The organism is Citrobacter sp. Awk 4 (assembly GCF_028069725.1).
In the GTDB taxonomy this organism is placed as follows: Bacteria; Pseudomonadota; Gammaproteobacteria; order Enterobacterales; family Enterobacteriaceae; genus Citrobacter_D.
The window spans coordinates 66,082-91,348 of record NZ_JANEWG010000005.1 but is presented as its reverse complement, the minus strand read 5'-3'; the positions used below and the strand labels follow the sequence as shown (position 1 = coordinate 91,348).

Here is a 25,267-nt window from a genome sequence, read left to right as displayed (position 1 = left end):
CACCGGGCAAAAAGCGCGTTACTTAAATAACGCGTGCACATTGTTTTGTTTGTAATTCAGCGTCGGATGCAGCTCGTCGAGTTCAAATGACAGCGCCAGATAGCGGTTGGCCATCAACTCAGCGAAATGGGTTTTGATAAGCGCAAACAGCATCTCACCCACGGCCTCGCGGCTCTCCAGACTGCGCCCGGTGCCGATTTTCAGCGTCATATGGACAAACGCATAGTCGTGTTGACCGTCGGCCATCTGCCAGGTATCCAGCCAGTGCGCGCGGCTGCGGATACCGCCGAGCGGGAAAATACCCGTGGCGGCAAGCGCCTCGTTCACTTTGGCGAACAGTCCCGGCAAGTCGGCCTGTTCACGGATGTTGTCGGTACATTCAGCAATAAAGTGCGGCATTTTCTCTCCTTAGGCGGGCAGCGGGAATACGGCGTTCACCTGGCCGGTGCCGGAACTGGCGAATAACTCGGTGAGGAACTCCACCTTGCCGTCGTATTTGTCCCAACCGAGCATGCCCAGCAGCATCACCGTGTCGTGCATGTTGCCTTCGCCGTAGCAGTAGTCGGCGTACTCCGGCAGCATGCTGCAAAACTCTTTGAACTGCCCTTCGCGCCACAGCTTGACCACGCGCTCGTCCATCTGACGATCAAACTCGCGGGTGTAGCTGTTCATCCCTTCTTCCGCACGCTGGTCGTCGATGAAACGGTGCGACAGCGAGCCGCTGGCGAGCACCGCCACGGTGCCGTCGTATTTTTCAATCGCGCTGACGATCGCCTCGCCAAGCTTGCGGCTGTCGGCGAAGTCATGCACGGTACAAAAGGCGGAGATCGACACCACTTTGAAATGCTTATCGCTGTTCATGTAGCGCATCGGCACCAGCGTGCCGTACTCCAGCTTCAGGCTCGGGATGTTGTGCGCTTTGGCGCGCACGCCCAGCTTGACCGCTTCATCGGCAATCAACTGACCCAGTTCCGGATTGCCGTCATAGTCGTAGGTCATGTCGCGGATAAAATGCGGCAGTTCATTACTGGTATAGATGCCGGAAAAATGGTCCGCGCAGTTAATGTGGTAGGCACTGTTCACCAGCCAGTGGGTGTCGAACACGATAATGGTGTCGACGCCCATCTCGCGGCAGCGATGGCTGATCTCTTTGTGTCCGTCGATCGCAGCCTGGCGGCAACCGTGGTTTTTCCCCGGCAGCTCAGAGAGATACATTGACGGCACATGTGTGATTTTTGCGGCTAACGCTAATGTGCCCATATCAGACTCCCCATTTCGGGATCGGATGGTCGCCCATAGAAATGCAGACGTTCTTCATTTCGGCGAACACCTCGAAGCTGTATTCTCCGCCTTCACGCCCGGTACCGGAGGCTTTTACGCCGCCAAACGGCTGGCGCAGGTCGCGCACGTTCTGGGTATTCACAAACACCATGCCGGCTTCGATATTGCGCGCCAGGCGCAACACTTTGCTGACATCCTGGGTCCAGATATAGGAGGCGAGGCCGTACTCCACGTCGTTAGCCAGACGCAGACCTTCCGCCTCGTCTTTGAACGGCAGCAGACACGCCACCGGCCCGAAGATCTCTTCCTGGGCCACGCGCATCCGGTTGTCGACGTCCGCCAGCACCGTTGGGCGCAGGAAGTTGCCGTTTCTCAAATGCGCAGGCAGATCGGTCGGTTTGTCCGGGCCGCCCGCCAGCAGGGTGGCGCCTTCTTCAATGCCGAGGCGAATATAGCCGGAGACTTTCTCCCAGTGCTGCTGGCTAATCAGCGCGCCGACCTGGGTGTTCGGATCGTTCGGATCGCCCACGCGCAGACGGTTGGCGCGTTCGGCAAAGCGTTTAACGAATTCCGGGTAGATGCTCTGCTGAATAAAGATGCGCGAACCGGCGGTGCAACGCTCGCCGTTGATCGAGAAGATAGTGAACAGGGCTGCGTCCAGCGCACGCTCAATGTCGGCGTCTTCAAAAATCAGTACCGGCGATTTGCCGCCCAGTTCCATCGAGTATTTCTTCAGCCCGGCGTTTTTCATGATGTTGCGCCCGGTGGCGGTGCCGCCGGTAAACGACACGGCACGCACATCGTGATGACGCACCAGCGCGTCGCCTGCCGTAGCGCCGTAGCCCTGCACTACGTTCAGCACGCCCGCCGGAATGCCCGCTTCCAGCGCCAGTTCGCCCAGACGATCGGCGGTCAGCGGCGAGAGTTCCGACATCTTCAGCACCGCGGTATTGCCCAGCGCCAGGCACGGCGCGACCTTCCAGGTGGCGGTCATAAACGGTACGTTCCACGGCGACACCAGCGCGCAAACCCCCACTGGCTGCACCAGCGTGTAGTTGAGCATTTTGTCGTCAACCGGGTAGGTTTTGCCGTTCATCTGCTGGCACACTTCGGCGAAAAATTCGAAGTTGTGGGACGCACGTGGGATCAGCACGTTTTTGGTCTGGTGGATTGGCAAACCGGTGTCGGCGGTTTCCATCGCGGCGATTTCTGGCACGTTCTGATCAATCAGATCGCCGAGACGGCGCATCAGGCGTGCGCGCTCTTTCATCGGCAGATTCGCCCATTTCGGGAACGCCTCTTTCGCGGCCGCTACCGCCTGGCTTACCTCCGCTTCACCGCCGGACGCCACTTCCGCCAGCACGTCTCCGCTGGCCGGATTGGTGGTGTGGAAATAGTCGGTGCCCGCCACGTTTTTGCCGTTGATCCAATGGTTTATTTTTTTCATTTTGCGGTTTCCTCACTCACAATTCGGTTGACCAGTCGGCCCACGCCTTCCACTTCCACCACCACTTCATCACCCGGCACCACATCGGACAGCCCTTTTGGCGTGCCGGTTGCGATCATGTCGCCCGGTTGCAGGGTCATGAATTCGCTCAGGTAAGCGATCAAAAATGGGATGTTGAAGATCAGATCGGCGGTGGTGCCTTGCTGGCGCAATTCGCCGTTGACGAAGGTGCGCAGAGTTAAGTTGTGTGGATCCGGGATCGCGGCTTTATCAACGACCCACGGCGCAATCGGGGTCAGACCGTCGCGGTTTTTCACCCGCAGATTCGGGCGGTAGTAGTTTTCCAGATAGTCGCGGATGGCGTAGTCATTACAGACGGTGTAACCCGCGACATAGTCCATTGCATCGGCTTCGGTTACGTTGCGCGCCGTTTTGCCAATCACCACCACCAGTTCCGCTTCGTAGTGCATGTACTCAATGTTGTTCGGGCGAACGGAGGTCTGGTTATCGCCGTTAAATGTGTTGGGCGCTTTGATAAACACCAGCGGCTCTTCCGGCGGTTTGAAATCCAGCTCGCTGGCGTGGTCGGCGTAGTTCAGGCCCAGCGCGAACAGGGTGCCGTTAGGGTGTGAAAGCGCAGGGCGGGTTCTGATTTCCGTCATTTCGCGCGCGTCCACCACCGGGTTTTCCAGCGGCGGGAAACCGTCCGCCAGAATGCGCACTTGGTCGCCGGGCTGAATGTCCACGCGAGCGTGCGGGGTGCCGATCAGTATGGCGTCGCCTGGGTTGAGGGTGGCGAATTCGCTGAGCGCGCTGAGCAGTTCGGCCGCGCTGCGTTGCAGGTCGGCGGTGTTCCAGCGATCGGCTTCGCGACCGTTGATTTCGGTGATAATCGTCAGGTTATCGACGTTTTTCAGCGCCACCGTTTCGCCCAGCGGGCAGAAACCGTCGCGGCATTTTGCTTTGATGGCCGGGCGGTAGAAGCTCTCTTCCGGCAGGCTGACCTCGTTGGCCAGCGCATAACCAGCGATATAGTTTGCCGCTTCTGCAATCGAGACTTTGCGGGCTGTTTTGCCGACCACCAGCGCGATCGTCGCACCGCTTTGCACCGTTTCGCCCTGCGGATGAGGGATTGCCTCTCCGCTGCGGATCACCGTGTTGTGCGGCTTAATAAACCAGACAGCCGTCTTCGGCGGTGCTTTATACGGGGCTTGCGTAAACGCGTCGCGCCAGGCATCAAGCTGGCTGCGATGGTTTAACGCGACGGCAAAAACAGTACCTTTCATACACAAACTCCTCAGGGTGAAATACCACACTGTGATTTCATTAATATATTAATGATTCGGTTGTATGCTTTTGCTGCGCGTTTGGCAAACGGAAGTGAAATATTTGTGATATCAGTAACATTAAATTTACATATCAAATTTAATATTTATACTTATCATGTAATTAAAAAAATGGCGTTCTTTCTGTTAGACTTTTTCGCCTAAAGTGGGTTGTTTATAAAAACATCATTATTGAATTGTTTATCTGTTAATGATTTTTCCAGGGGAAGACCATGCATGACTCTTTAACCATTGCACTGTTGCAGGCACGAGAAGCGGCAATGTCTTACTTTCGTCCCATCGTGAAGCAACACAATCTGACGGAACAGCAGTGGCGCATCGTGCGCGTACTGGCGGAATATCCGTCGATCGACTTTCACGATCTGGCGTTTCGTACCTGCATTTTGCGCCCGAGCCTGACCGGTATTCTGACGCGGATGGAACGCGATGGACTGGTACTGCGTTTAAAACCGGTGAATGACCAGAGAAAGCTGTATGTGTCGCTGACGAAAGCGGGCAATGCGCTGTATGAACATGCGCAGTCGCAGGTGGAAGAGGCGTACCGGCAAATTGAAGCGGAATACACGCCAGAGAAGATGCAACAACTGACGGCGCTGCTGAGCGAGTTTATTGCGCTCGGCAATCGCCATATTGCCGAACGCGGGGAAGAAGAATAACTACGCGTCTGATTTTGCCAGATGGATAAGCGTTTCGGTTCTGGCAGGAGAAAGCGGTTCACGCGGCTGGGGAAGCGGCCAGTGATAGAGCCAGCGGGCGCTGGTGGCGCAGGTTTTTCCCTGACAGGCGCCCATACCGCAACGTGAAGCCAGCTTTGCGGTTTGCCAGTTTTTTGCGTCCGCAACGTCGCCACAGCGTACATCTTCACAGCGGCAGAGTAATGTTTCCGGCGTGACGACCTCTTTGAGTGAGTCGGGCAGGGCGAATGTGGCATTGAGCGCGTTGGCAAAACGTTGCCAGCGATCGCGTTTTTTGATCGCTTCGCTCGCGCGTTCCGGGCACTGTGCCGCGACATAACCAGCGACTTCCCCTTCCGCCAACGCCAGTTCGCTACCGCCAAACCCCGTACACTCCCCGGCGGCGAAAATATCAGGCTGACTGGTGCGCTGGTGCGCATCCACGGTGATGGCGTTGTCTGCTGTCGCACAGCCAAAAATCAGCGCCGGTTCAAGATTGGGCACCAGCCCATAGCCAATGGCCAGGCGGTCGCAGGCGATTTCGCGGATTTTACCGTGTTGACGCACGGTGACTGCCCGCAGCGTTTCGTCGCCCAGCGCCTGCGTGACCTGGCTTGCCATGCAGTAATTTACTGGCGTGATGCCGAAGAGTTGACGCAGTTTGACCGGCCAGCGCCACAGTCCCATCGCAAAGCGAACCAGCGCAGTGCGCGGCGCCTGCTCCACGATCGCGACAATCTGACCGCCTGCTTTACGCACCGTATCGGCAACCGCCAGCAACAGCGGGCCGCTACCGGCAATGACAACCCGTTCGCCGTTGAGCGGCAAACCCTGTTTGATTTGCGCCTGCAAACCGCCAGCGCCGGTGACGCCAGGCAGCGTCCAGCCAGGAAAGGGCAGTGACAGTTCACGCGCGCCGCAACACAAAATTAATCGCTGCCAGTGGACAATCCCACCGCTTTCTGCGGTTTCAAACAGCACGCTGTGTGAGGAGGGACGGGCAATCAGACGGGCAGCAGGCAAATGGGTGATCCGCGATTCGCGTTCCACGGCGTCACGATACTGTTTGGCCAGCGGCGGGAGTGCGGCCTGTGGCCCGTCGCGCCAGATTTGCCCACCTGGGCGCGGATTATCATCCAGGATTACCACCTGCTTGCCGCTTTGCGCTGCTGCCAGCGCGGCCGCCAGTCCGGCAGGTCCAGCGCCGAGGATCAGAATGTCACAGTGCAATGTGTGCATGGTCGCTCCTTTCTATTTTCATCTCCGGCTGGCATACCGTCTGGCAGGCCAGCACCCGGCGTCCATTCACCGTCACGCGACACTCCTGACAGATGCCCATTCCGCAAAACGGGGCGCGTGGGCTGTCATGGACAGAGCGGCGTGTGACAGGGTTGCCGCTGATCGCCAGCGCGGCGGCGACGTTGATTTCCGCCGGAACCTGGCAGGGCTGACCGTCAATAAACAGGGTTATGATTTTCATGCGCTGGCCTCCTGGCGGATCAGGCGTGCGGGCAGCCAGGCGTCTGGCGCAAAAGCGGGGCGTTCGCCGAGGATCTGTGCGCAGAGCAGCTCGGCAGTTGCCGGTGCGGTGGTCACGCCAAGCCCCTCATGACCGAGCGCCAGCCAGATGCCGGGGCGCGAAGGATGCGGACCGATAAGCGGATTGCCGTCGGCGGAGGCGGCGCGAAAACCGCTCCAGCAACGGATGATATTCAAACTGGCGATCGCCGGTAAAAAATGGCGTGCGCGCTGTAACATGGTCGCCAGTAGCGGCAGATCCAGCTCACGGTCGAGGGTGTCGAACTGGCGCGAGGAACCAATCAGCCATTGTCCGGTAGGGCGCGGTTGCACATTAAACGCTACCGAGGTTCCGCCGGCGTGGGCGCTGGCACCGTAGCCCAGCTCGACCAGTTGATGGTTCAGCGTTGCGCCGTAGCGGTCGGTAATGGCCAGTTGACCTTTCTTGGGGCGCAGCCAGTTTTCCTGTAACAGCGCATTTGCGCCTAAGCCGCAGGCGACCACAATCACGCGCGCCCGCAGACGCTTACCGCTCTCCAGCACCACCTGGGGCGCGTCTATTGAGACGGCCCCTTCGTTGACACAGGTAATGGCCTGCGCCGCATCGTCAATAAACCAGCGTGCCACGTTGGGGGCGTAAACAATGCCGTCGCCCGGCACCCACAAGCCTCCCGCCAGATTCGGCGTCAGCAGCGGTTCACGCGCGGCAACCTGGGCGCGGGTCTGCATTTCGCTTACGACCTCGTGCCCTGCCATGCGCTGTTGTTTCTCCTGGGCGAGGGCCAGTTCCTGCTCGTTTTCCGCCAGCCATAAGGTTCCGCAGCCGTGCCAGGCACAGTTTTGCGGCATCCGTGGCGTGAGTTCCCGCCAGCGTGCCAGCGACCAGGCTGAAAGCGCCAGTTCGGCGGGATCGTCATCCATACAGACCAGATGCCCCATTCCGGCGGCGGTTGCTCCAGCGTGCCCGTCGTCAATGAGGGTGACGCGTTGCCCGTGTTTCGCCAGTTGCCAGGCGCAGGCTGCGCCAACTATCCCGGCACCGATGACAATGACGTCGCTTTCTGTCACAGGGTGATCCCCCAGCGGAAAGGATCGTCCGCATTGAGGATCAAGCGGTTGTCGCCGCACACCCACGCTTCACCGCGGATCGTCGGGATGACCTGATCGCCTTCGCGGGTATAACTGGCGGTAAATTGGCTGCCGATGATGCTTGCCTGTCGCCAGGTTTCTCCGGGCTGCAATTTGCCGTCATCGGCGAGGCACGCCAGTTTGGCGCTGGTGCCAGTGCCGCACGGCGAACGGTCCCACGCTTTGCCTGGACAGAGGACAAAGCTGCGACTGTCGGCACGATCGTCACTGGCAAACAGCTCAATATGATCGATAACACCGTCATTTTCGCCGCGGATCCCTGCCGCTTCCAGCCCTTCACGGATGGCCCACGCATAATCGGTGAGGGCGGGGATCTGATCTGGCGTGATATCGAACGGATGATCGTTAACGAGGAAAAACCAGTTGCCGCCCCAGGCGATATCGCCGCTGACGGTGCCGTGTTGCGTGACCACGCTGACCTGTTTACGCCAGCGATACGACGGTACGTTTTCGACCGAAACGCTGCCGTCGTCGTGGAGGGTGGCGGTGACATCGCCCACCGGAGTTTCAATGCGGTGTTGACCGGGTTTGATGCGCCCAAGCCAGGCCAGAGAGGCAATCAATCCTATCGTGCCGTGACCGCACATATTCAGGAATCCGGCGTTGTTGAAGAAGATAACCCCGGCGGTGGCCTCGGGGGAGACGGGCTCGCAGAGCAGCGCGCCGACCAGCACGTCATTTCCGCGAGGCTCCAGGATGATGGCTTTGCGCCACGCATCGTATTCGCGGGCAAAGCGTTCCCGACGCTGCGCCATTGTACCGTTACCGAGATCCGGAAAACCCGCCACCACCAGGCGCGTCGGTTCACCGCCGGTGTGTGAGTCAATCACTCTGAGTTCGCTTTCCTGCTGTGTCGTTGTCATGAGATCTCCGAAACGTTAAGTGTTTGTTGCTAGATGCTGGCGCAACCTTTGCGTTCCGGCTTGACTGCTTTCACCACCTGAGATGACGAAATCAGCACAGCTCATCCGCGGGATTTTGCATGGTGAGTATAACTATTGCTTATTAATCAATTTATTATTTATGTGGTAAACCAAAAGATGTCTCTGCGCCAGTGCGTGAAACAGGGGAAATCGTAAACCACTGGCAGGATCGCAAAACGCGCGACTGGCGCTTGATTGGTTAATAAAAAGTTAATAAATATCCCTCGTCACTTATTGTGAGGAAGCGTTATGTCCTGTGTTTCTGATGACGTGTCGGGGAAAGCCCCGACGCAAGAGGTGGGGCTGGAGGTGGGTGAACTCAGCCAGATCTGTGAGGGGCTGGCCCGCCAGCGCCCGGAAAACATTCAGACCTTGCTTAATGCGATGGCGCTGATTGCGCCGCTACTCAACGCCATTCCCAACGTGGTCTTTTTTATCAAAGACGTGCAGGCAAGATACCTGCTGGTCAATATGACGCTGGCCCGTCGTTGCGGGTTCAAGAATGTGGTTTCGTTGCTGGGGAAAACCTCGGCGGATGTGTTTCCTTCTGCGCTGGGACAGGGTTATACCGAGCAGGATCTGCGGGTTCTGCGCGAGGGTGTGACGCTGCGCGATCAGCTGGAGATGCATCTGTATAACGGTCGCGAGCGGGGCTGGTGTCTGACGCAAAAGCTGGCGCTGCGCGATATTCATGGGCAGGTGATCGGGATGGCGGGGATCTCCCACGATCTGCTGGAGACGCAGGCGCGTCATCCGGCATGGCAGAGGCTGGCGATCGTGGATGATCATATCCGCAAACACTATCACCGCCCGATCGCAATGGAAGAATTGACCATGCTGAGCGGGATGTCGGTGGCGCAGATTGAACGCTACTGCAAACGCATTTTTCACCTGACGCCGCGTCAGATGATCCACAAAGTCCGTCTCGAAAAAGCCACCGAGTTACTGGCGGGCACGACGCCCATCACCGATATCGCATTGCAATGCGGCTATACCGATCACAGCGCATTTAGTCGCCAGTTCAAAGCGATGACCGGCTCTACGCCACGGGATTTTCGCCTGACGCTGGCGAGCTGATCCTCCTTTTGCGACCTCCCCCAGGGAAGAGGGGAGAATCGCCACTGTGCTAATTTCGTCATCCTGGCAAAGGAAAACCCACAAGCCGCCGAACGCCTTAGCCGTCAATCTGTCAGTGAATATTCACCATTCGTTCACCAATGTTTAACAAATTGACGACAAGGAATCGAAAATGAGCAAAAAAGCTATTCACTGGAGCGGCGTGTTTCCGGCCGTCAGCACACAGTTTCGCAGCGATTACTCACTGGATTTAGACGCCACCCACACGGTGATGAAAAACCTGGTCAAGGATGGTGTTTCAGGCCTGGTGGTGTGTGGCAGCGTTGGGGAGAACACCTCGCTGACCACCCAGGAAAAATTACAAATTATCGAAGTGGCGAAAGACGCTGCAGGCGGCCAGATCCCGGTGATTGCCGGGGTGGCGGAATTCACCACTGCCTTCGCCCAGAAGATGGCGAAAGAGGCTGAGAAGGTGGGCGTTGATGGCATTATGGTGATGCCTGCGCTGGTTTACTCTTCAAAACCGCATGAAACCGCCGCCCACTTCCGTAGCGTCGCGACCGCCACCGACCTGCCGATTATGGTCTACAACAACCCGCCGATTTACAAAAACGATGTCACGCCAGACATCCTGGCAACCCTCGCCGACTGCGACAACATCGTCTGTTTTAAAGATTCCTCCGGCGATACCCGTCGCTTTATCGATCTGCGTAATGCCGTAGGCGACCGTTTTGTGCTGTTCGCCGGGCTGGATGATGTGGTGGTTGAGAGCATTGCGGTGGGCGCTGAAGGCTGGATCTCCGGGATGTCGAACGCCTTCCCGCGTGAAGGCGAGACGCTGTTCCGTCTGGCAAAACAGCAACGCTATGAAGAGGCGATGGCGCTGTACCGCTGGTTTATGCCGCTGCTGCACCTCGATGCGCGTCCGGATTTGGTGCAGTGCATCAAGCTGTGCGAAGAGTTGCTGGGACGCGGTAGCGCCGTGACCCGTCCGCCGCGCCTGGCGCTGGAAGGTGAAACGCGCGCGCAGGTGGTGGCGGTGGTTGAACAGGCGCTGGCAACCCGTCCACAGCTGCCGGATGTCGGCCTCTGAACGCAGGAGTGAACATGACATTACGACAGTCTGAACAGGGCTTGCAGTTTATTGCCGGTCAGCGTGTTGGGGGTGGCGACGCCACCCTGCTCAGTCTGCGCGCCGAAGATGGCGAAGCCACCGGTTATCGGTTCCTGTCGGCCACCCGTGAGGAGGCCGCACAGGCGGCGCTGGCGGCGGAGCGGGCGTTTGCGGTGTATTCGCAGACCACGCCCGAAGCGCGGGCGCGTTTCCTGGAGGCCATCGCCAGTGAACTGGACGCGCTGGGCGAGGCGTTTTTTGCCATCGCGCATCAGGAAACGGCCTTGCCGCTGGCGCGTTTGCAGGGGGAGCGGGCGCGTACCAGTGGCCAGTTGCGGATGTTTGCCGGGGTGCTGCGTCGCGGCGATACGCATGGCGTGCGTATTGATACGGCGTTACCTGACCGTCAGCCGTTGCCGCGTCCGGATTTGCGCCAGTATCAGGTGGCGCTCGGGCCGGTCGCTGTCTTTGGCGCCAGTAATTTCCCACTCGCCTTTTCAACCGCGGGTGGCGACACCGCCGCAGCGCTGGCGGCAGGCTGCCCGGTAGTGGTGAAGGCGCACCCAGGACACATGGCGACCGCCGAATACACCGCACTGGCGGTATTGCGCGCGGCAGAGGCGTGCGGCATGCCAGCGGGTGTTTTCAATATGATTTTTGGCACCGATATCGGCGCTGAACTGGTGAGGCATCCGGCGATTCAGGCGGTCGGTTTTACCGGTTCGCTGCGCGGCGGAAAAGCGCTGCAACAACTGGCGCAGCAGCGCCCGCAGCCGATTCCGGTGTTTGCGGAGATGTCTGCCATTAATCCGCTGATTATTTTGCCCCAGGCGCTGGCGAAAAATGCCGCCACACTGGCAAACGACCTGGTGGCCTCTTTTACGCTGGGTAGCGGTCAGTTTTGTACCAAACCCGGACTGATTCTGGTGATGCAGGGGGAAGGGGAGAGCCGTTTCTCTGATGCGTTAGTCGAGGCGGTGGAGCGCGCTCCGGCGCAGGTGATGCTCAATGCCACCACGCTTGCGCATTACCAGCAAGGCGTGAGCGCGCTGGATGCTCACCCGAATATTCAACGTATTGCAGGCCGCAATGAGAACGTCACCGGACGCGCGCAGGCGCGCTTATACAAAGCGCCCGCTTCGCTGCTGCTGGCGAAAGCTCCGCTGTTGCAAGAAGAAGTGTTCGGGCCGTTGGCGGTGTTAGTGAGTGTGGCGGATGAGGCCGAACTGTGCGCCATTCTGCGGGTGATTCAGGGACAGCTCACCATTACGGTTCATGCCGAAGCGGATGACCGACAACTGGCGGCGCGGCTGTTACCGATGCTGGGTGAGAAAGCCGGGCGCGTGCTGTTTAACGGGTATCCCACCGGCGTGGAAGTGTGTGACGCAATGGTGCATGGCGGTCCGTGGCCGGCGACCACCGATGCGCGCGGTACGTCGGTCGGCACCAAAGCCATCGAGCGTTTTTTGCGTCCGGTGTGTTTGCAAAATGTCCCTGGCGCACTGTTGCCGCCTGCCGTGCAGGATGCCAATCCATTAAACCTGCTGCGCCTGGTGAACGGGCAGTGGACCCGGGAAGCGATTTCCCCCTCTGTTAACTGAAGGGCACAATCATGACGATTCACTCTACACCGCAAACTCAGACCCGGGTTGTTGAATCGGGGAAATTTAAAAAGCAGCTGACGTTAACGGATCTGACGTTTATTGGACTGGGGGCGATTTTTGGCTCCGGCTGGCTGTTTGCCGCCAGCCATGTCGCCTCGATTGCCGGACCTGCCGGTATCGCCTCGTGGGTGATCGGCGGCATCGCCGTGTTACTGTTGGGCATTGTGTATTGTGAGCTGGGCGCGGCGTTGCCGCGTGCCGGGGGGATTATTCGTTACCCGGTGTTTTCTCACGGCGAGTTGATGGGATACTTGCTCGGTTTTATTACGCTTATCGCGTTTTCCAGCCTGATCTCTATCGAAATCGTCGCGGCGCGTCAGTATGCCGCAGCCTGGTTTCCGGCACTGACGCAACCCGGTTCCAGCGACCCGACGTTGCTCGGCTGGGTGGTGCAATTTTTGTTACTCTGCTTTTTCTTTGCGTTGAACTACTACAGCGTCAAAACATTTGCCCGTTCGAACAACATCATCAGCATACTGAAATTCCTCGTGCCGCTGGTGGTGGTGATCACCCTGTTTGCCTTCTTTAAACCCGAAAACCTGCACGCGCAGGGGATTGCGCCGTTTGGTATGTCGGGCGTCGAGGCGGCGATAAGCGCCGGCGGGATTATTTTTGCCTATCTGGGGCTAACGCCGATTATCTCGGTTGCCAGTGAAGTGCAAAACCCGCAGCGAACCATTCCGGTGGCGCTGATTTTGTCGGTTGTACTGTCGACCATTATCTATGTGCTGCTGCAACTGGCGTTTCTCGGCAGTATCCCAACCGAGATGCTGAACGGCGGCTGGGCGGAAGTCAGTAAGCAGTTCTCTTTGCCGTACCGCGATATCGCCATTACGCTGGGGATGGGCTGGCTGGCGTTTATGGTGGTCAGTGACGCGATTGTCTCTCCGAGCGGAACCGGCAATATTTATATGAATGCGACGCCGCGCGTGATTTACGGGTGGGCGAAAGCGGGCACCTTCTTTAAAGCGTTTACCCACATTGATAAAGAGTCTGGTATTCCCCGCCCGGCGTTGTGGCTGACATTTGGATTATCGATTTTCTGGACGCTGCCGTTCCCGTCATGGGAGCAGTTGATCAGCGTTGTGTCCGCCGCGCTGGTGCTCAGTTACGCCATCGCGCCGGTAACAGCGGCAGGGCTGCGCCGGAATTCGCCCGATCTGCCGCGTCCGTTCCGCGTTCGCGCATTTCATATTATCGGTCCACTGTCGTTTGTGATCTCCGCGCTGATTGTCTTTTGGTCCGGCTGGGGAACGCTTTCGTGGTTGTTGGGGCTGCAGATCGTCATGTTCGTGGTTTATGTGTTGTGTAAATCCAAAGTGCCGGTGCATACCGTCAGTCTGGCGCAGCAGGTGAAGTCTTCGCTGTGGCTGGTAGGTTTTTACGCGCTGATTATGCTGTTCTCCTGGTTAGGCAGTTTTGGCGGTACAGGGGTGATTGGCCATCCGTGGGATACCGTGATGGTTGCGGTAATGTCGCTGGGAATTTACTACTGGGGCGAGCGCACTTGTCTACCACAAGCTAACTTTACTGGAGACGAAGAAGAGTAAAGGAGAAGGTAATGACAATGGTAAACCTCTCGTTAACAGAGGCTTACTCGCTGGCACATCAGGTGCTACGCGGGAATGGATTCAGTGAAGAGCATGCCACGGTGGTGGCGCGCAATGTGACCAACGGGGAGCGCGATGGCTGCGCTTCCCACGGTTTATGGCGGTTGCTGGGTATTGTCGACACGCTACGCAAAGGCAAAGTGTCGCCAGACGCGCTGCCGGTGGTGACCGACAGCGCCCCGGCGATAGTGAAGGCGGATGCCGGCGGCGCGTTTTCGCTGCTGGCATTTGAACAGGCGTTGCCGTTATTGATTGAGAAAACGCGGCATTGCGGAATTGCTGCGCTGGCTATCAATCGTTGCGTCCATTTTTCGGCGCTGTTTGCCGACATTGAACCGCTGACGGACGCCGGGCTGGTGGGCTACGCCTGTACGCCAAGTCATGCCTGGGTCGCGCCTGCCGGTGGTACTCGACCGCTGTTTGGCACCAACCCGATTGCGTTTGGCTGGCCGCGTGGCGAAAGGCCGCCGTTTATCTTTGATATGGCAACCAGTGCGGCGGCGCGGGGAGAGATCCAACTACATTTACGCGCCGGAAAACCGATCCCCGAAGGCTGGGGGGTAGACAGCGACGGGCAGCCGTCAACCGATCCGCAGGCAGTGCTGGATGGCGCGATGCTGACCTTTGGCGGGCATAAAGGCTCGGCGTTTGCGGCGATGGTCGAACTGTTGGCCGGACCGTTGATTGGCGACATGACCAGCGCGGAGTCGCTGGCCTGGGATAACGGCGCCGGAGGACTGCCGTATGGCGGCGAACTGATCCTGGCGTTTGATCCGACACGTTTTCTCGGACAGGATGCGCATCTTCATCTGGCGCGGGCAGAAACATTGTTTGATGCGATGCAGAGTCAGGGCGCGCGTTTGCCTGGCGAGCGGCGTTTTGTGGCGCGGGCAAAGGCCGCAGAGGAAGGCGTGGTCATTACCCGTACGTTGTACGATGACATCTGCGCGCTCAGGTAGAGTTATCAGGCGGTAGTCTGTCATGGCGTTTTTTGCCAGCATTTTGCACAAAATACCTGTGACAGACATCGCTATTGCATAAAGTTTTCTCATTCCAGGCCGACAACCAGAGTATCTGTCTAGCGGAATGAGAAAACATGTTAAAACGAATTAAGATTGTGACCAGCTTACTGCTGGTGTTGGCAATATTTGGCCTTTTACAACTGACCTCGGGCGGTTTGTTCTTTAACTCATTGAAAAATGACAAAGAAAACTTCACCGTTCTACAGACCATTCGCCAGCAGCAGTCCACGCTGAATTCCAGCTGGGTTGCGTTGCTGCAAACCCGTAATACCCTCAACCGGGCGGGTATCCGCTACATGATGGATCAGAACAATATCGGCAGCGGCGCGACCGTTGTCGATCTGATGCAGATTGCGAGCACGTCCCTGAAGCAGGCGGAAAAACACTGGGCCGATTATGAAGCGCTGCCGCGCGATCCACGCCAGAGCGAGGCTGCGGCTGTCGAGATAAAGCGTAGCTACGATATCTATCACAATGCGTTGGCAGAGCTGATCCAGTTGCTGGGCGCAGGTAAGATCAATGAGTTCTTTGATCAACCGACGCAGGGCTATCAGGACGGTTTTGAAAAACCGTATATGGCCTATATGCAGCAGAACGATCGCCTGTATGACATTGCGGTTGAAGACAACAATAGCTCCTATAGCCAGGCGATGTGGGTGCTGGTCAGCGTGTTAATCGCGGTGATGCTGGTGATCGTCGCTGTCTGGTTCGGCATCAAATTCTCGTTAATCGAACCGATGAACCGCCTGATCGAGAGCATTCGCCATATCGCCGGTGGCGATCTGGTGAAGCGTATTGACGTGGAAGGCTCTAACGAAATGGGGCAACTGGCAGAAAGCCTGCGCCACATGCAGGGTGAGCTGGTGCGTACCGTGGGCGATGTGCGTAACGGGGCTAATGCGATTTACAGTGGCGCCAGCGAAATTGCGATGGGCAACAACGATCTTTCTTCCCGTACTGAACAGCAGGCGGCCTCTCTGGAAGAGACGGCAGCCAGCATGGAAGAGCTGACGGCCACCGTGAAGCAGAACGCCGAGAACGCGCGTCAGGCCAGCCATCTGGCGCTGAGCGCTTCAGAAACCGCGCAGAAGGGCGGTAAAGTGGTGGATAACGTAGTGCAAACCATGCGTGATATCGCCTCCAGTTCGCAGAAAATTGCCGATATTATCAGCGTGATCGACGGTATTGCCTTCCAGACTAACATTCTGGCATTGAACGCGGCGGTAGAAGCGGCGCGTGCGGGCGAACAGGGCCGTGGCTTTGCGGTGGTTGCCGGGGAAGTGCGTAATCTGGCGCAACGCAGTGCTCAGGCCGCGCGTGAGATTAAGAGCCTGATTGAAGATTCCGTCAGTCGTGTGGACGTGGGTTCAACGCTGGTTGAGAGCGCGGGTGAAACCATGGATGAGATTGTTAACGCGGTGACCCGCGTGACCGATATCATGGGCGAAATCGCCTCTGCGTCTGATGAGCAGAGTCGCGGTATCGACCAGGTCGGTCTGGCTGTTGCTGAGATGGATCGCGTGACGCAGCAGAACGCCTCGTTGGTCGAAGAGTCCGCTGCCGCCGCTGCCGCGCTGGAAGAGCAGGCTAGTCGTCTGACCCAGGCTGTCGCCGTATTCCGTATTCAGCAAGAACAACAGCGTTCTCGCGAGCTTGCCGCCGCGAAAAGCGTTTCTGCGCCGGTAGTGCCGCGCAAAGCTGCTGTTACCGATGCCGGTGAGAACTGGGAAACATTCTGATGTGACGAGTTGCGCCCTGGTGATCAGGGCGCTCAAAAAGTCGTATACCCTGCTGTTATCACTTTCATGCTTATACCTTCGTACGTTTACCTTTCCCGAAAATAATGACCTTATTGCGTTCATCTCTTTGGCTTTATAGCGCGCGTGGAAAAATAATGTCACTGCAAATTTTGGATTGTCATGATGTTAAATCCCCCTTCAATTATGTATTGTTAATTCATTAATCACGCGTGGAAATATTAGTGGAGTAAGATTTCTTCCTCGTCGCATATTCGCTAACGCATTTTTATAAACGTTCAAAAAAACTGAGTTTATAATTCGTTTTTTCCTGATTGGTTTGTGTTTTTTATTGTTTTATAGTGACGAAAGCATAAGGAACTATGCGATATAGTAACTGTTGACGATACCCGTTAACTGACCGCCAAACGATAAAGGATTTCATATGAGTCTTCTCTACTCCCATCTATTCCCGATACATAAATTAAGTCTCTTCCTGATTTACTAATATATTGGAACTTAAGTTTTTATAAGTTTTCAACCTCTGACGTTCAGCGATTTAACATTTTTACGAACAGGACTTTACAGGATGTATATCTCAGTCCGTAAAAACAGCCTCAGCGCAAAGTGGGCGCTTAATATTTTTACCTCAATGTTATTTGCGTGCAGCCCTGCTGCGGTTTCTGCCATAAACAATCAGTATGATGCGCTGATTATTGAAGCCCGTAAGGGAAATACGCAACCCGCGTTAACCTGGTTTTCTGAAAATACTGATCTGAATAATAATCAGATTGCTGACTGGTTGCAGATTAGCGCCTGGAGCGGACAAGACCACCAGGTTGTTGAAATATACAACCGCTATCGTAATCATCATTTGCCAGTGCGTGGATATGCTGCAGTCGCTATCGCATATCGCAACCTACAGCAGTGGCAGAAGTCACTCGCCTTGTGGCAGAAGGTTGTCAGCCAGGAACCACAAAACAAGGATTATCGGCGTGGGCAAATTTTAACACTGGCTGATGCGGGCAAATACGATGAGGCATTGAATAAGCTCCAGCAGTTGAAGCGTGAATATCCTGACAATGCTAATCTTCTCGCTGAAGCCTATATCTACAAACTGTCCGGACGTCACCAGGATGAATTGCTGGCTATCACCGAGTCATTACCCGCTTCTGCTTCACCCGTTCGCTATTCTCCGGAATATGTACAGGCATTGCGTAATAACCAGCTTTCTGCGGTTATTGATGACACGCATTTAACCCCGGATGTTCGCGCAGATATTCACGCGGAACTGGTCAGACTCTCGTTTATGCCAACCCGCAGTGAGAACGAGCGGTACGATATTTCCGACCGCGCGCTCGCGCTGTATGCGGAATTAGAGGCGCAGTGGAAAAATAATCCAGACGTTATTCAACAGTATCAGCGAATCCAGATTGATCATCTCGGGGCGTTATTAACCCGCGATCGCTATAAAGAGGCCATCGCGCATTATCAACGCATAAAGCACTCTGTTGACGTTATTCCGCCGTGGGCACAATATTGGGTTGCTTCTGCTTATCTCAGGGATCATCAACCCGAAAAAGCCCAGGCGATGATGACGGCGCTTTTTTATCACCAGGATCAACTGGTCGCAGGGTTATCAGAAGAGGAGAGTGCGGATCTCTTTTACAGCCATCTGGAAAGTGAAAACTATTCCAGCGCGTTAACTGTCACCCAGCATACGCTCAATACCACCCCCGCTTATCGACGGATCATGGGCTCCCCGCTGGCCATTCCCAATGACAAATGGTTGCAGAGTTATTCATTTCTCTCCGCTATTTCACAATATGGGAATGATTTACCGCACGCTGAAGCACTGACCCATGACCTTGCCAGCAAGGCGCCGGGCAATCAGGGACTACGCATCGATTACGCCAGCGTATTGCAGGCGCGTGGTTTACCGCGCGCGGCAGAAACGGAATTAAAAAAGGCAGAAGTGCTGGAACCGGGCAACATCACACTGGAAGTGGAACAAGCCTGGACCGCGTTAACCTTGCAGGAGTGGCAACAGGCAAAGGTACTCACCGAGGATGTTGTGACCCGCAAACCGCAAGATCCCGCCGTTCAACGCTTACAGCGTGCGGTTGACGTGCATGATCTTGCGGAGCTTCGCGTCGCGGGGTCAGTTGGGCTGGATTCCGATGGCCCGGATAACGGTAATCATGATGTCAATTTAACCAGTGTGGTTTACTCGCCGCCGATCAATGAAAACTGGCGCGGATTTGCCGGTTTTGGTTTCGCTGATGGGCAGTTTAGCGAAGGAAAAGGCATCGTCCGCGACTGGTTAACCGGTGTCGAATGGCGTTCTCGTGATCTCTGGTGGGAAGCTGAGTTCTCCGGGCGTTATTTCAATCATGAAACCAAACCCGGTGCACGCCTGTCCGGCTGGTATGATTTTAACGACAACTGGCGTATCGGTACGGAGTTTGAGCGAATTTCTCACCGTGTTCCTTTGCGGGCGATGAAAAACGGCATTACCGGCAACAGTGCACAGGCATATTTGCGCTGGTATCAGAATGAACGTCGCCAGTATACCGGCGGCTGGGCGTTCACCGATTTTTCTGACGGTAACGAGCGTAATGAAGCGTTTATTAGTGGGCAGGAACGGGTGTGGTCTTCACCCAATTTAATTGTCGATTTCCAGCCTTCAATCTGGTACGGGCAGAATACGAAAAAAGACACCCCTTATTACAACCCGGAGAAAACGCTCGATATCGTTCCGGCATTTGAAGTAAACCATCTATTGTGGCGTAACTATGAGAATAGTTGGCAGCAAACATTTAGCGCGGGTGTCGGTACCTCCTGGCAAAAAAATTATGGCACGGATCTGATAACGCAAGTCGGCTATGGGCAACGAGTGGCATGGAATGATGTTATTGATGCTGGTGCAACGTTGCGCTGGGAAAAACGACCTTATGACGGCGACAGGGAACATAATTTATATGTTGAATTTGATATGACATTCAAATTTTAAGGAATATTATGTTACGTAAAGGATTAAAATATCTATTTATGCTGATTAGCATCATTATGCTGTCCGCATGTTTACATCAGCCAAAACACAAATTTACGCCGCCGCAGAATCGAGAAACATTACAGGCCGAACGTCCGTGGCCGCATAATCGTTTTGTGGCTATTTCATGGCATAACGTCGAAGACGAAGCGGCCGACCAGCGTTTTATGTCGGTGCGCACGTCGGCCCTGCGCGAGCAGTTTGCCTGGTTGCGTGAAAATGGCTACCAGCCCGTCAGCATTGCACAAATTCGTGAAGCGCACCGTGGTGGTACTCCCCTGCCGGAAAAAGCGGTGCTGCTCTCCTTTGATGACGGCTACCGGAGTTTTTACACCCGCGTATTCCCCTTGTTGCAGGCTTTTCAGTGGCCTGCATTGTGGGCGCCGGTGGGCAGTTGGGTAGATACCCCCCTCGATCAGAAGGTACTCTTTGGTGATGAAAAAGTGGATCGTGACTATTTTGCTACCTGGCAACAGGTTCGCGAATTATCACGCTCACCGCTGGTTGAGATCGCTTCTCATACCTGGAATTCTCACTATGGTATTCAGGCTAATTCTGCCGGTAGCTTATTACCCGCTTTTGTTAATCGCACATATTTAACCCACAGTGGGCGTTACGAAACAGAAGCGGAATACCGCGAAAGAATTCGTCAGGATGCGGTAAAAATGACGGAGCAACTGCGTAAACATACGGGGATAACACCGCGGGTATTTGTCTGGCCTTATGGTGAAGCCAGCGGCATTTCCATTGAGGAATTAAAAAAACTGGGTTATGACATGTTTTTTACCCTTGAGTCAGGACTGGCCTCCACACAGCAACTGGATTCCATTCCACGGGTATTAATTGCCAATAACCCTTCATTAAAAGAGTTTGCCCAGGCCATTATCAGCGTTCAGGAAAAATCACCTGAGCGGGTTATGCATATCGATCTTGATTACGTGTTTGATAATGACCGTCAGCAGATGGAGCGCAATCTTGATCTGTTAATTCAGCGGGTCAAAGATATGCGAATTTCCACCGTCTATTTGCAGGCATTTGCCGATCCTGCTGGCGACGGTCTGGTCAAAGAAGTATGGTTCCCGAATCGTCTGCTACCGATGAAAGCGGATCTGTTTAACCGCGTCGCCTGGCAATTACGGACCCGAGCGGGAGTCATGGTGTATGCCTGGATGCCAGTATTAAGTTGGGATTTAGATCCCACATTAGCGCGAGTCGAGTATACGGCGCCAAAGAACCAGACAGCACAGATACACCCGACGCAATATCGCCGTCTCTCTCCTTTCGATGCCAAAGTCAGGGAGCAAGTCGGTATACTGTATGAAGATTTAGCCGGACACGCTTCTTTTGATGGCATCCTTTTTCATGATGATGCGCTGATGTCCGACTTTGAAGACGCCAGTGCGCCCGCGATTGCGGCATATCAGAAAGCGGGATTTGCAGGTAACCTGGATGCTATCCGCCAAAACCCTGAGCAATTTAAACAGTGGACGCGTTTTAAAAGCCAGGCGCTGACAAACTTCACCTTAGAACTTAGCGCGAAAGTCAAAGCAATACGCGGTCCGCAGATTAAGACTGCACGCAACATTTTTGCACTCCCTGTGATACAACCGGATAGTGAAGCGTGGTTTGCACAAAATTATGCCGATTTCTTACAGAGTTACGACTGGACGGCGATTATGGCGATGCCCTATATGGAAGGCATTGATGAGAAGGTCGCCGATAAATGGCTAATGCAACTGGTGGATCATATAAAAGCGATCCCCCAGGCAAAGGATAAATCAATTTTAGAATTACAGGCACAAAACTGGAAAAGTAATGGCCAGCACGAGGCTATTCGTTCTCAGCAACTTGCTCACTGGATGAGTCTTTTACAACTGAATGGAATTAAAAACTATGGCTATTATCCCGATGATTTTCTTCTCAACGTCCCTGCAATAGACGTTATTCGCCCTGAGTTTTCCACTGCCTGGTACCCGAAAAATGACTAATCGCATCGTATCTTTTTTTATATTGTGTCTGGTGTTATTTATTCCTTTAAGTATCGCGCTGTTTCACTCCGGCGAATTAATGATGAGATTCGTCTTCTTCTGGCCATTTTTTATGTCCATTATGTGGATAGTTGGCGGCGTCTATTTCTGGGGATACCGTGAACGACATTGGGAATGGGGAGAAAATGCTCCCGCACCGCAACTTAAAGACAATCCGCCAATCTCCATTATCATCCCTTGTTTTAACGAGGAGAAAAATGTTGAGGAAACGATTAATGCTGCGTTAGCTCAGCGCTACGAAAATATTGAAGTCATTGCTGTTAACGATGGTTCATCGGATCAAACCGGGGCTATATTAGATCAGTTGGCCACGCAATACTCCCGACTGCGAGTGATTCACCTTGCACAAAATCAGGGCAAAGCCATTGCGCTTAAAACGGGGGCCGCCGCAGCGAGAAGTGAATATTTAGTGTGCATTGATGGAGATGCTCTGTTGGATCGCGATGCGGCAGCCTATATTGTCGAGCCAATGTTGTTTAACCCTCGCGTTGGTGCGGTGACCGGTAATCCACGTATCCGCACACGCTCTACTCTGGTGGGCAAAGTACAGGTCGGTGAGTATTCTTCCATTATCGGTTTGATTAAGCGGACCCAGCGTGTTTACGGTAATGTTTTTACTGTATCCGGTGTTATCGCCGCCTTCCGTCGCAGTGCGCTGGCTGATGTGGGTTACTGGAGTGATGACATGATCACGGAAGATATTGATATTAGCTGGAAGCTGCAACTGAAGCAGTGGACTATTTTTTACGAGCCGCGGGCGCTGTGCTGGATACTCATGCCGGAAACATTAAAAGGCCTCTGGAAGCAGCGACTGCGCTGGGCTCAGGGCGGTGCGGAAGTGTTCCTGAAAAATTTGACCAAACTGTGGCACTGGAAAAACCATCGTATGTGGCCGCTTTTTTTCGAATATTGTCTGACCACTATATGGGCTTTTACTTGTCTTATCGGTTTTATTATTTTCACTATTCAGCAGTTGGGTGCGCCCGTGAATGTCGAACTGACACATATCGCCGCGACACATACCGCGGGTATATTGCTGTGCTCCCTTTGCCTGATCCAGTTTATTGTCAGCCTGGTTATTGAGAATCGCTATGAGCATAATCTGGCATCATCGCTATTCTGGATTATCTGGTTCCCTGTTATTTTCTGGATTCTGAGTTTGGCGACCACGCTGGTTTCATTTACCCGGGTTATGCTGGTCAGAAAAACCAGTCGAGCGCGCTGGATAAGTCCCGATCGCGGTATTATGAGAGGCTAATATGAATTCGTTAATTATAAATACCCAACAAAGCACTGTACGGCAAGCCATTGACTATTTAGCGACTTTTCTACTATGGGCTGTGTTTGTTTTTTTTATCGTGAATTTTATCATCGGTTTGATGAACGGTTATTTATGGGAAAATGAAGCAAAAGACAGGCTGCAATTCTATTTTTTACTGGCGGTTGCCAATTCCATTGCGTTAATTATATGGGCGATCTACAACAAAATTCGTTTTCAGAAACACCAGAAAACGAAAGCTATCCGATTTACCCGTCAACAATTTGCCAAAAGTCTGGATATCTCTGAAGACCTTTATCAGCAGATGCAGGATAGCCAAAAGTTACATGTGTATGTCAACACTCATGGGGCAATACAAAAAGTGACATCAGAAACCCGTTCGAACGCGCTATAAGTGCAGGCACAGGATTTTATAATCAATGGACCGATTACATCATCATTACTTCCTGCTCTTGTTCTGAACACACGGGTACCGGTGAGGTTATTTCATTCGGGGGATTGGTTGCGCCCTGGCGAACAGGGCGCGGCCTTTTTTTACAGTGCGGGCAGGAAGGTTGTCAGAGCTGGAATAAACGTCACCATCAGCAGCACGAAGATCAGTGCGGCTAACAGCGGTAACACTTCACGGAGAAAATCAGCAATTTTTGTTCCCGTGATAGAGGTCGCGACGAACATGACCGTTCCCATTGGCGGCGTCAGGCAACCGATGGCCAGGTTGAGGATCATCATCACGCCGAAGTGAATCGGATCGATGCCCAGCATGCGTACCGTTGGCATTAATAACGGAACCAGTACGATGATGGCGGCATTTCCTTCAATAAACATCCCGAGAAACAGCAAGACCAGGTTCACGATAAGCAGGAACATGTAAGGATTATCAGAGAATCCAGTCATCACCACGGCCAGATCCTGCGCAATCTGCTCGTTGGTTAATACCCATGCCAGCGCTGAGCAGGTCATGATGATGAGCATGACGCTGGCTGTTGAGCGTGCAGTTTCCAGTAACGATGCCGCGATATCTTTCACCGTCATTTCACGATAGAAGAACGCGCCGATAATGATCACAAACACGACGGCAATTGCGCCTGCTTCCGTCGGGGTGAAGATCCCAAAGCGGATCCCGCCGATAATCACCAGAATCAAAATTAATGCTGACGTGGCGCCTTTACCCGCTTCCCAAAGTTCGCGGCAAGTTGGGCCGTGGGCTCTGGCAGGGAGATAACCGCGTTTTTTCGAGATCAAATAGATCGTGAACATCAGTGCGACGCAGCACAAGAGTCCCGGAATGATCGCGGCCATAAACATCTTTCCGATGGAGACATCGGCAACAAAACCGTAAATGATCAGCGCGATTCCCGGCGGGATGATCGGCGTGATAAGCGATCCGGCAGCGGTGACGGCGGTAGAGAAACTTTTGCTGTAGCCGAGTTTGGTCATCTCAGGCACCAGCATTTTTGACAACATTGCGCAGTCAGCGAGGTTAGATGCCGACAACCCTCCCATCATGGTACTGAGCAGGACGTTGGACTGGGCCAGTCCGCCCGGATAGTGACCGGAGAGTACACCGGTGAATCGCAACATGCGGTGCGTAATACCGGTATAGTTCAACAAGTTACCGAGCAAAATAAAGAACGGGATCGCCAGTAATGTGACGTTTTCTCCAGCGCCGATGATACGTTGAACTGCAATCAGCGGTGAAATGTCGCCTGTCATATAAAAGTAAATCAGTATTGCGACCAGTACGCTGATGAAAATCGGCGTATTCAGAATAAACAGAAACAATAAGACAATACACGCGATCGCTACTGACATACGACCTCCCTGCGTTTCAGTTTTTGAATATCTTGCCAAAGGTGCTGCAGGCAGAACATCACCATGATCCCAGCGCCTGTCGGCACAGCAAAATCGATGTACAGATAGGAGACCCCAAGAATAGGGGTGATTTTATCGACGGCGATAAGTGACAGTTCATAGCCGAGATAGCCAAATGTAGACAGTGAGACAATGGCAATCAGGTGGGTGATGATGGCGCAAACTAAACGCCCGCTTTCCGGCAGCATGGAGGTGAAGGCATCAATACTGACGTGCATGCGATGGCCCATTGCTGAGGCCGCACCAATCATAATCAACCAGATGTAACAGATAATCAGCGCTTCCTCACCCCAGATCAGTGGGGCGTTAAGCAGCCAGCGCATCAAAACGGCCACTACCGTAATGAGCACAATCCCACCTGCCATCAGGCAGGCCAGAATATCGCTGAATTTATTGAGAAACCGAAACATAGTTATACCTATACGGCGATACTTTTTTAGGGGGAGGAAAACGCG

At 54.5% G+C, this 25,267-nt stretch carries 21 protein-coding genes; 11 read left to right on the top strand and 10 right to left on the bottom strand.

The features are described 5' to 3' along the window. Window positions 1-18: 18 nt before the first annotated feature. The 4 genes from NNO04_RS03250 to hpaG are packed head-to-tail and all read right to left on the bottom strand — an operon-like array spanning window position 19 to window position 4,014. On the bottom strand, window positions 19-399 hold the full coding sequence (locus NNO04_RS03250; RefSeq protein ID WP_271443465.1) for a 5-carboxymethyl-2-hydroxymuconate Delta-isomerase: 381 nt from the start codon (window positions 397-399) through the stop codon (window positions 19-21). A 9-nt stretch (window positions 400-408) separates the two neighbouring features. Next, window positions 409-1,260, bottom strand: a complete 852-nt coding sequence (gene hpaD, locus NNO04_RS03245) for a 3,4-dihydroxyphenylacetate 2,3-dioxygenase (RefSeq protein WP_203359038.1) — start codon at window positions 1,258-1,260, stop codon at window positions 409-411. A gap of 1 nt (window position 1,261) precedes the next feature. Further along, entirely contained in the window at window positions 1,262-2,728 is a 1,467-nt protein-coding gene (gene hpaE / locus NNO04_RS03240; RefSeq protein WP_271443464.1) for a 5-carboxymethyl-2-hydroxymuconate semialdehyde dehydrogenase, read from the bottom strand. Continuing rightward, window positions 2,725-4,014 (bottom strand): 4-hydroxyphenylacetate degradation bifunctional isomerase/decarboxylase, encoded by a 1,290-nt coding sequence (gene hpaG, locus NNO04_RS03235; protein WP_271443463.1) that lies wholly within the window; start codon window positions 4,012-4,014, stop codon window positions 2,725-2,727. Before hpaG ends, hpaE begins: the two co-directional genes overlap by 4 nt. A gap of 272 nt (window positions 4,015-4,286) precedes the next feature. On the opposite strand from hpaG, the gene hpaR reads away from it, so the two are divergent. Then, a complete protein-coding gene (gene hpaR, locus NNO04_RS03230; protein ID WP_271443462.1) occupies window positions 4,287-4,730 on the top strand; it encodes a homoprotocatechuate degradation operon regulator HpaR in 444 nt (147 codons plus the stop codon). Here hpaR and NNO04_RS03225 read toward each other — a convergent pair whose 3' ends face one another. Genes NNO04_RS03225 through NNO04_RS03210 form a run of 4 tightly spaced genes read right to left on the bottom strand, consistent with a single transcriptional unit; the run spans window position 4,731 to window position 8,278 of the window. Then, window positions 4,731-5,987 carry an NAD(P)/FAD-dependent oxidoreductase gene (locus NNO04_RS03225; protein ID WP_271443461.1) on the bottom strand — a complete coding sequence of 419 codons (1,257 nt, stop codon included), beginning with the start codon at window positions 5,985-5,987 and terminating at the stop codon, window positions 4,731-4,733. Then, window positions 5,968-6,228 (bottom strand): (2Fe-2S)-binding protein, encoded by a 261-nt coding sequence (locus NNO04_RS03220; protein WP_271443460.1) that lies wholly within the window; start codon window positions 6,226-6,228, stop codon window positions 5,968-5,970. Before NNO04_RS03220 ends, NNO04_RS03225 begins: the two co-directional genes overlap by 20 nt. Further along, entirely contained in the window at window positions 6,225-7,334 is a 1,110-nt protein-coding gene (locus NNO04_RS03215) for an NAD(P)/FAD-dependent oxidoreductase (protein WP_271443459.1), read from the bottom strand. The genes NNO04_RS03220 and NNO04_RS03215 overlap by 4 nt, the downstream gene beginning before the upstream one ends. Then, a complete protein-coding gene (locus NNO04_RS03210) occupies window positions 7,331-8,278 on the bottom strand; it encodes a 4-hydroxyproline epimerase (protein WP_271443458.1) in 948 nt (315 codons plus the stop codon). Before NNO04_RS03210 ends, NNO04_RS03215 begins: the two co-directional genes overlap by 4 nt. Window positions 8,279-8,587: 309 nt before the next feature. On the opposite strand from NNO04_RS03210, the gene NNO04_RS03205 reads away from it, so the two are divergent. The 10 genes from NNO04_RS03205 (at window position 8,588) to pgaD (ending at window position 23,334) form a co-directional block, all read left to right on the top strand. Continuing rightward, complete coding sequence (locus NNO04_RS03205; RefSeq protein ID WP_271443457.1) at window positions 8,588-9,415, top strand: AraC family transcriptional regulator; 828 nt, start codon at window positions 8,588-8,590, stop codon at window positions 9,413-9,415. Window positions 9,416-9,587: 172 nt separating this feature from the next. Beyond that, window positions 9,588-10,508 carry a dihydrodipicolinate synthase family protein gene (locus NNO04_RS03200; protein ID WP_162380766.1) on the top strand — a complete coding sequence of 307 codons (921 nt, stop codon included), beginning with the start codon at window positions 9,588-9,590 and terminating at the stop codon, window positions 10,506-10,508. 14 nt (window positions 10,509-10,522) lie between these two features. After that, on the top strand, window positions 10,523-12,130 hold the full coding sequence (locus NNO04_RS03195) for an aldehyde dehydrogenase (NADP(+)) (RefSeq protein WP_271443456.1): 1,608 nt from the start codon (window positions 10,523-10,525) through the stop codon (window positions 12,128-12,130). A gap of 11 nt (window positions 12,131-12,141) precedes the next feature. Beyond that, entirely contained in the window at window positions 12,142-13,743 is a 1,602-nt protein-coding gene (locus NNO04_RS03190; RefSeq protein ID WP_271443455.1) for an APC family permease, read from the top strand. Between the two features lie 11 nt (window positions 13,744-13,754). After that, on the top strand, window positions 13,755-14,762 hold the full coding sequence (locus tag NNO04_RS03185) for an Ldh family oxidoreductase (RefSeq protein ID WP_271443454.1): 1,008 nt from the start codon (window positions 13,755-13,757) through the stop codon (window positions 14,760-14,762). Between the two features lie 137 nt (window positions 14,763-14,899). Continuing rightward, on the top strand, window positions 14,900-16,564 hold the full coding sequence (tsr, locus tag NNO04_RS03180) for a methyl-accepting chemotaxis protein (protein WP_271443453.1): 1,665 nt from the start codon (window positions 14,900-14,902) through the stop codon (window positions 16,562-16,564). Between the two features lie 586 nt (window positions 16,565-17,150). Continuing rightward, on the top strand, window positions 17,151-19,574 hold the full coding sequence (pgaA, locus tag NNO04_RS03175) for a poly-beta-1,6 N-acetyl-D-glucosamine export porin PgaA (RefSeq protein ID WP_271443452.1): 2,424 nt from the start codon (window positions 17,151-17,153) through the stop codon (window positions 19,572-19,574). Window positions 19,575-19,582: 8 nt separating this feature from the next. Further along, window positions 19,583-21,601 (top strand): poly-beta-1,6-N-acetyl-D-glucosamine N-deacetylase PgaB, encoded by a 2,019-nt coding sequence (pgaB, locus tag NNO04_RS03170; protein WP_271443451.1) that lies wholly within the window; start codon window positions 19,583-19,585, stop codon window positions 21,599-21,601. Next, entirely contained in the window at window positions 21,594-22,919 is a 1,326-nt protein-coding gene (pgaC, locus tag NNO04_RS03165) for a poly-beta-1,6-N-acetyl-D-glucosamine synthase (protein ID WP_271443450.1), read from the top strand. Before pgaB ends, pgaC begins: the two co-directional genes overlap by 8 nt. A 1-nt stretch (window position 22,920) precedes the next feature. Continuing rightward, the gene (gene pgaD / locus NNO04_RS03160; RefSeq protein WP_271443449.1) at window positions 22,921-23,334 is read left to right on the top strand and encodes a poly-beta-1,6-N-acetyl-D-glucosamine biosynthesis protein PgaD; all 414 of its coding nucleotides are present in this window, start codon (window positions 22,921-22,923) and stop codon (window positions 23,332-23,334) included. A gap of 140 nt (window positions 23,335-23,474) precedes the next feature. On the opposite strand, the gene NNO04_RS03155 is transcribed toward pgaD, so the two are convergent. Beyond that, a complete protein-coding gene (locus tag NNO04_RS03155; RefSeq protein WP_271443448.1) occupies window positions 23,475-24,752 on the bottom strand; it encodes a TRAP transporter large permease in 1,278 nt (425 codons plus the stop codon). Then, entirely contained in the window at window positions 24,743-25,222 is a 480-nt protein-coding gene (locus NNO04_RS03150) for a TRAP transporter small permease (RefSeq protein ID WP_271443447.1), read from the bottom strand. Before NNO04_RS03150 ends, NNO04_RS03155 begins: the two co-directional genes overlap by 10 nt. Window positions 25,223-25,267 lie beyond the last annotated feature (45 nt).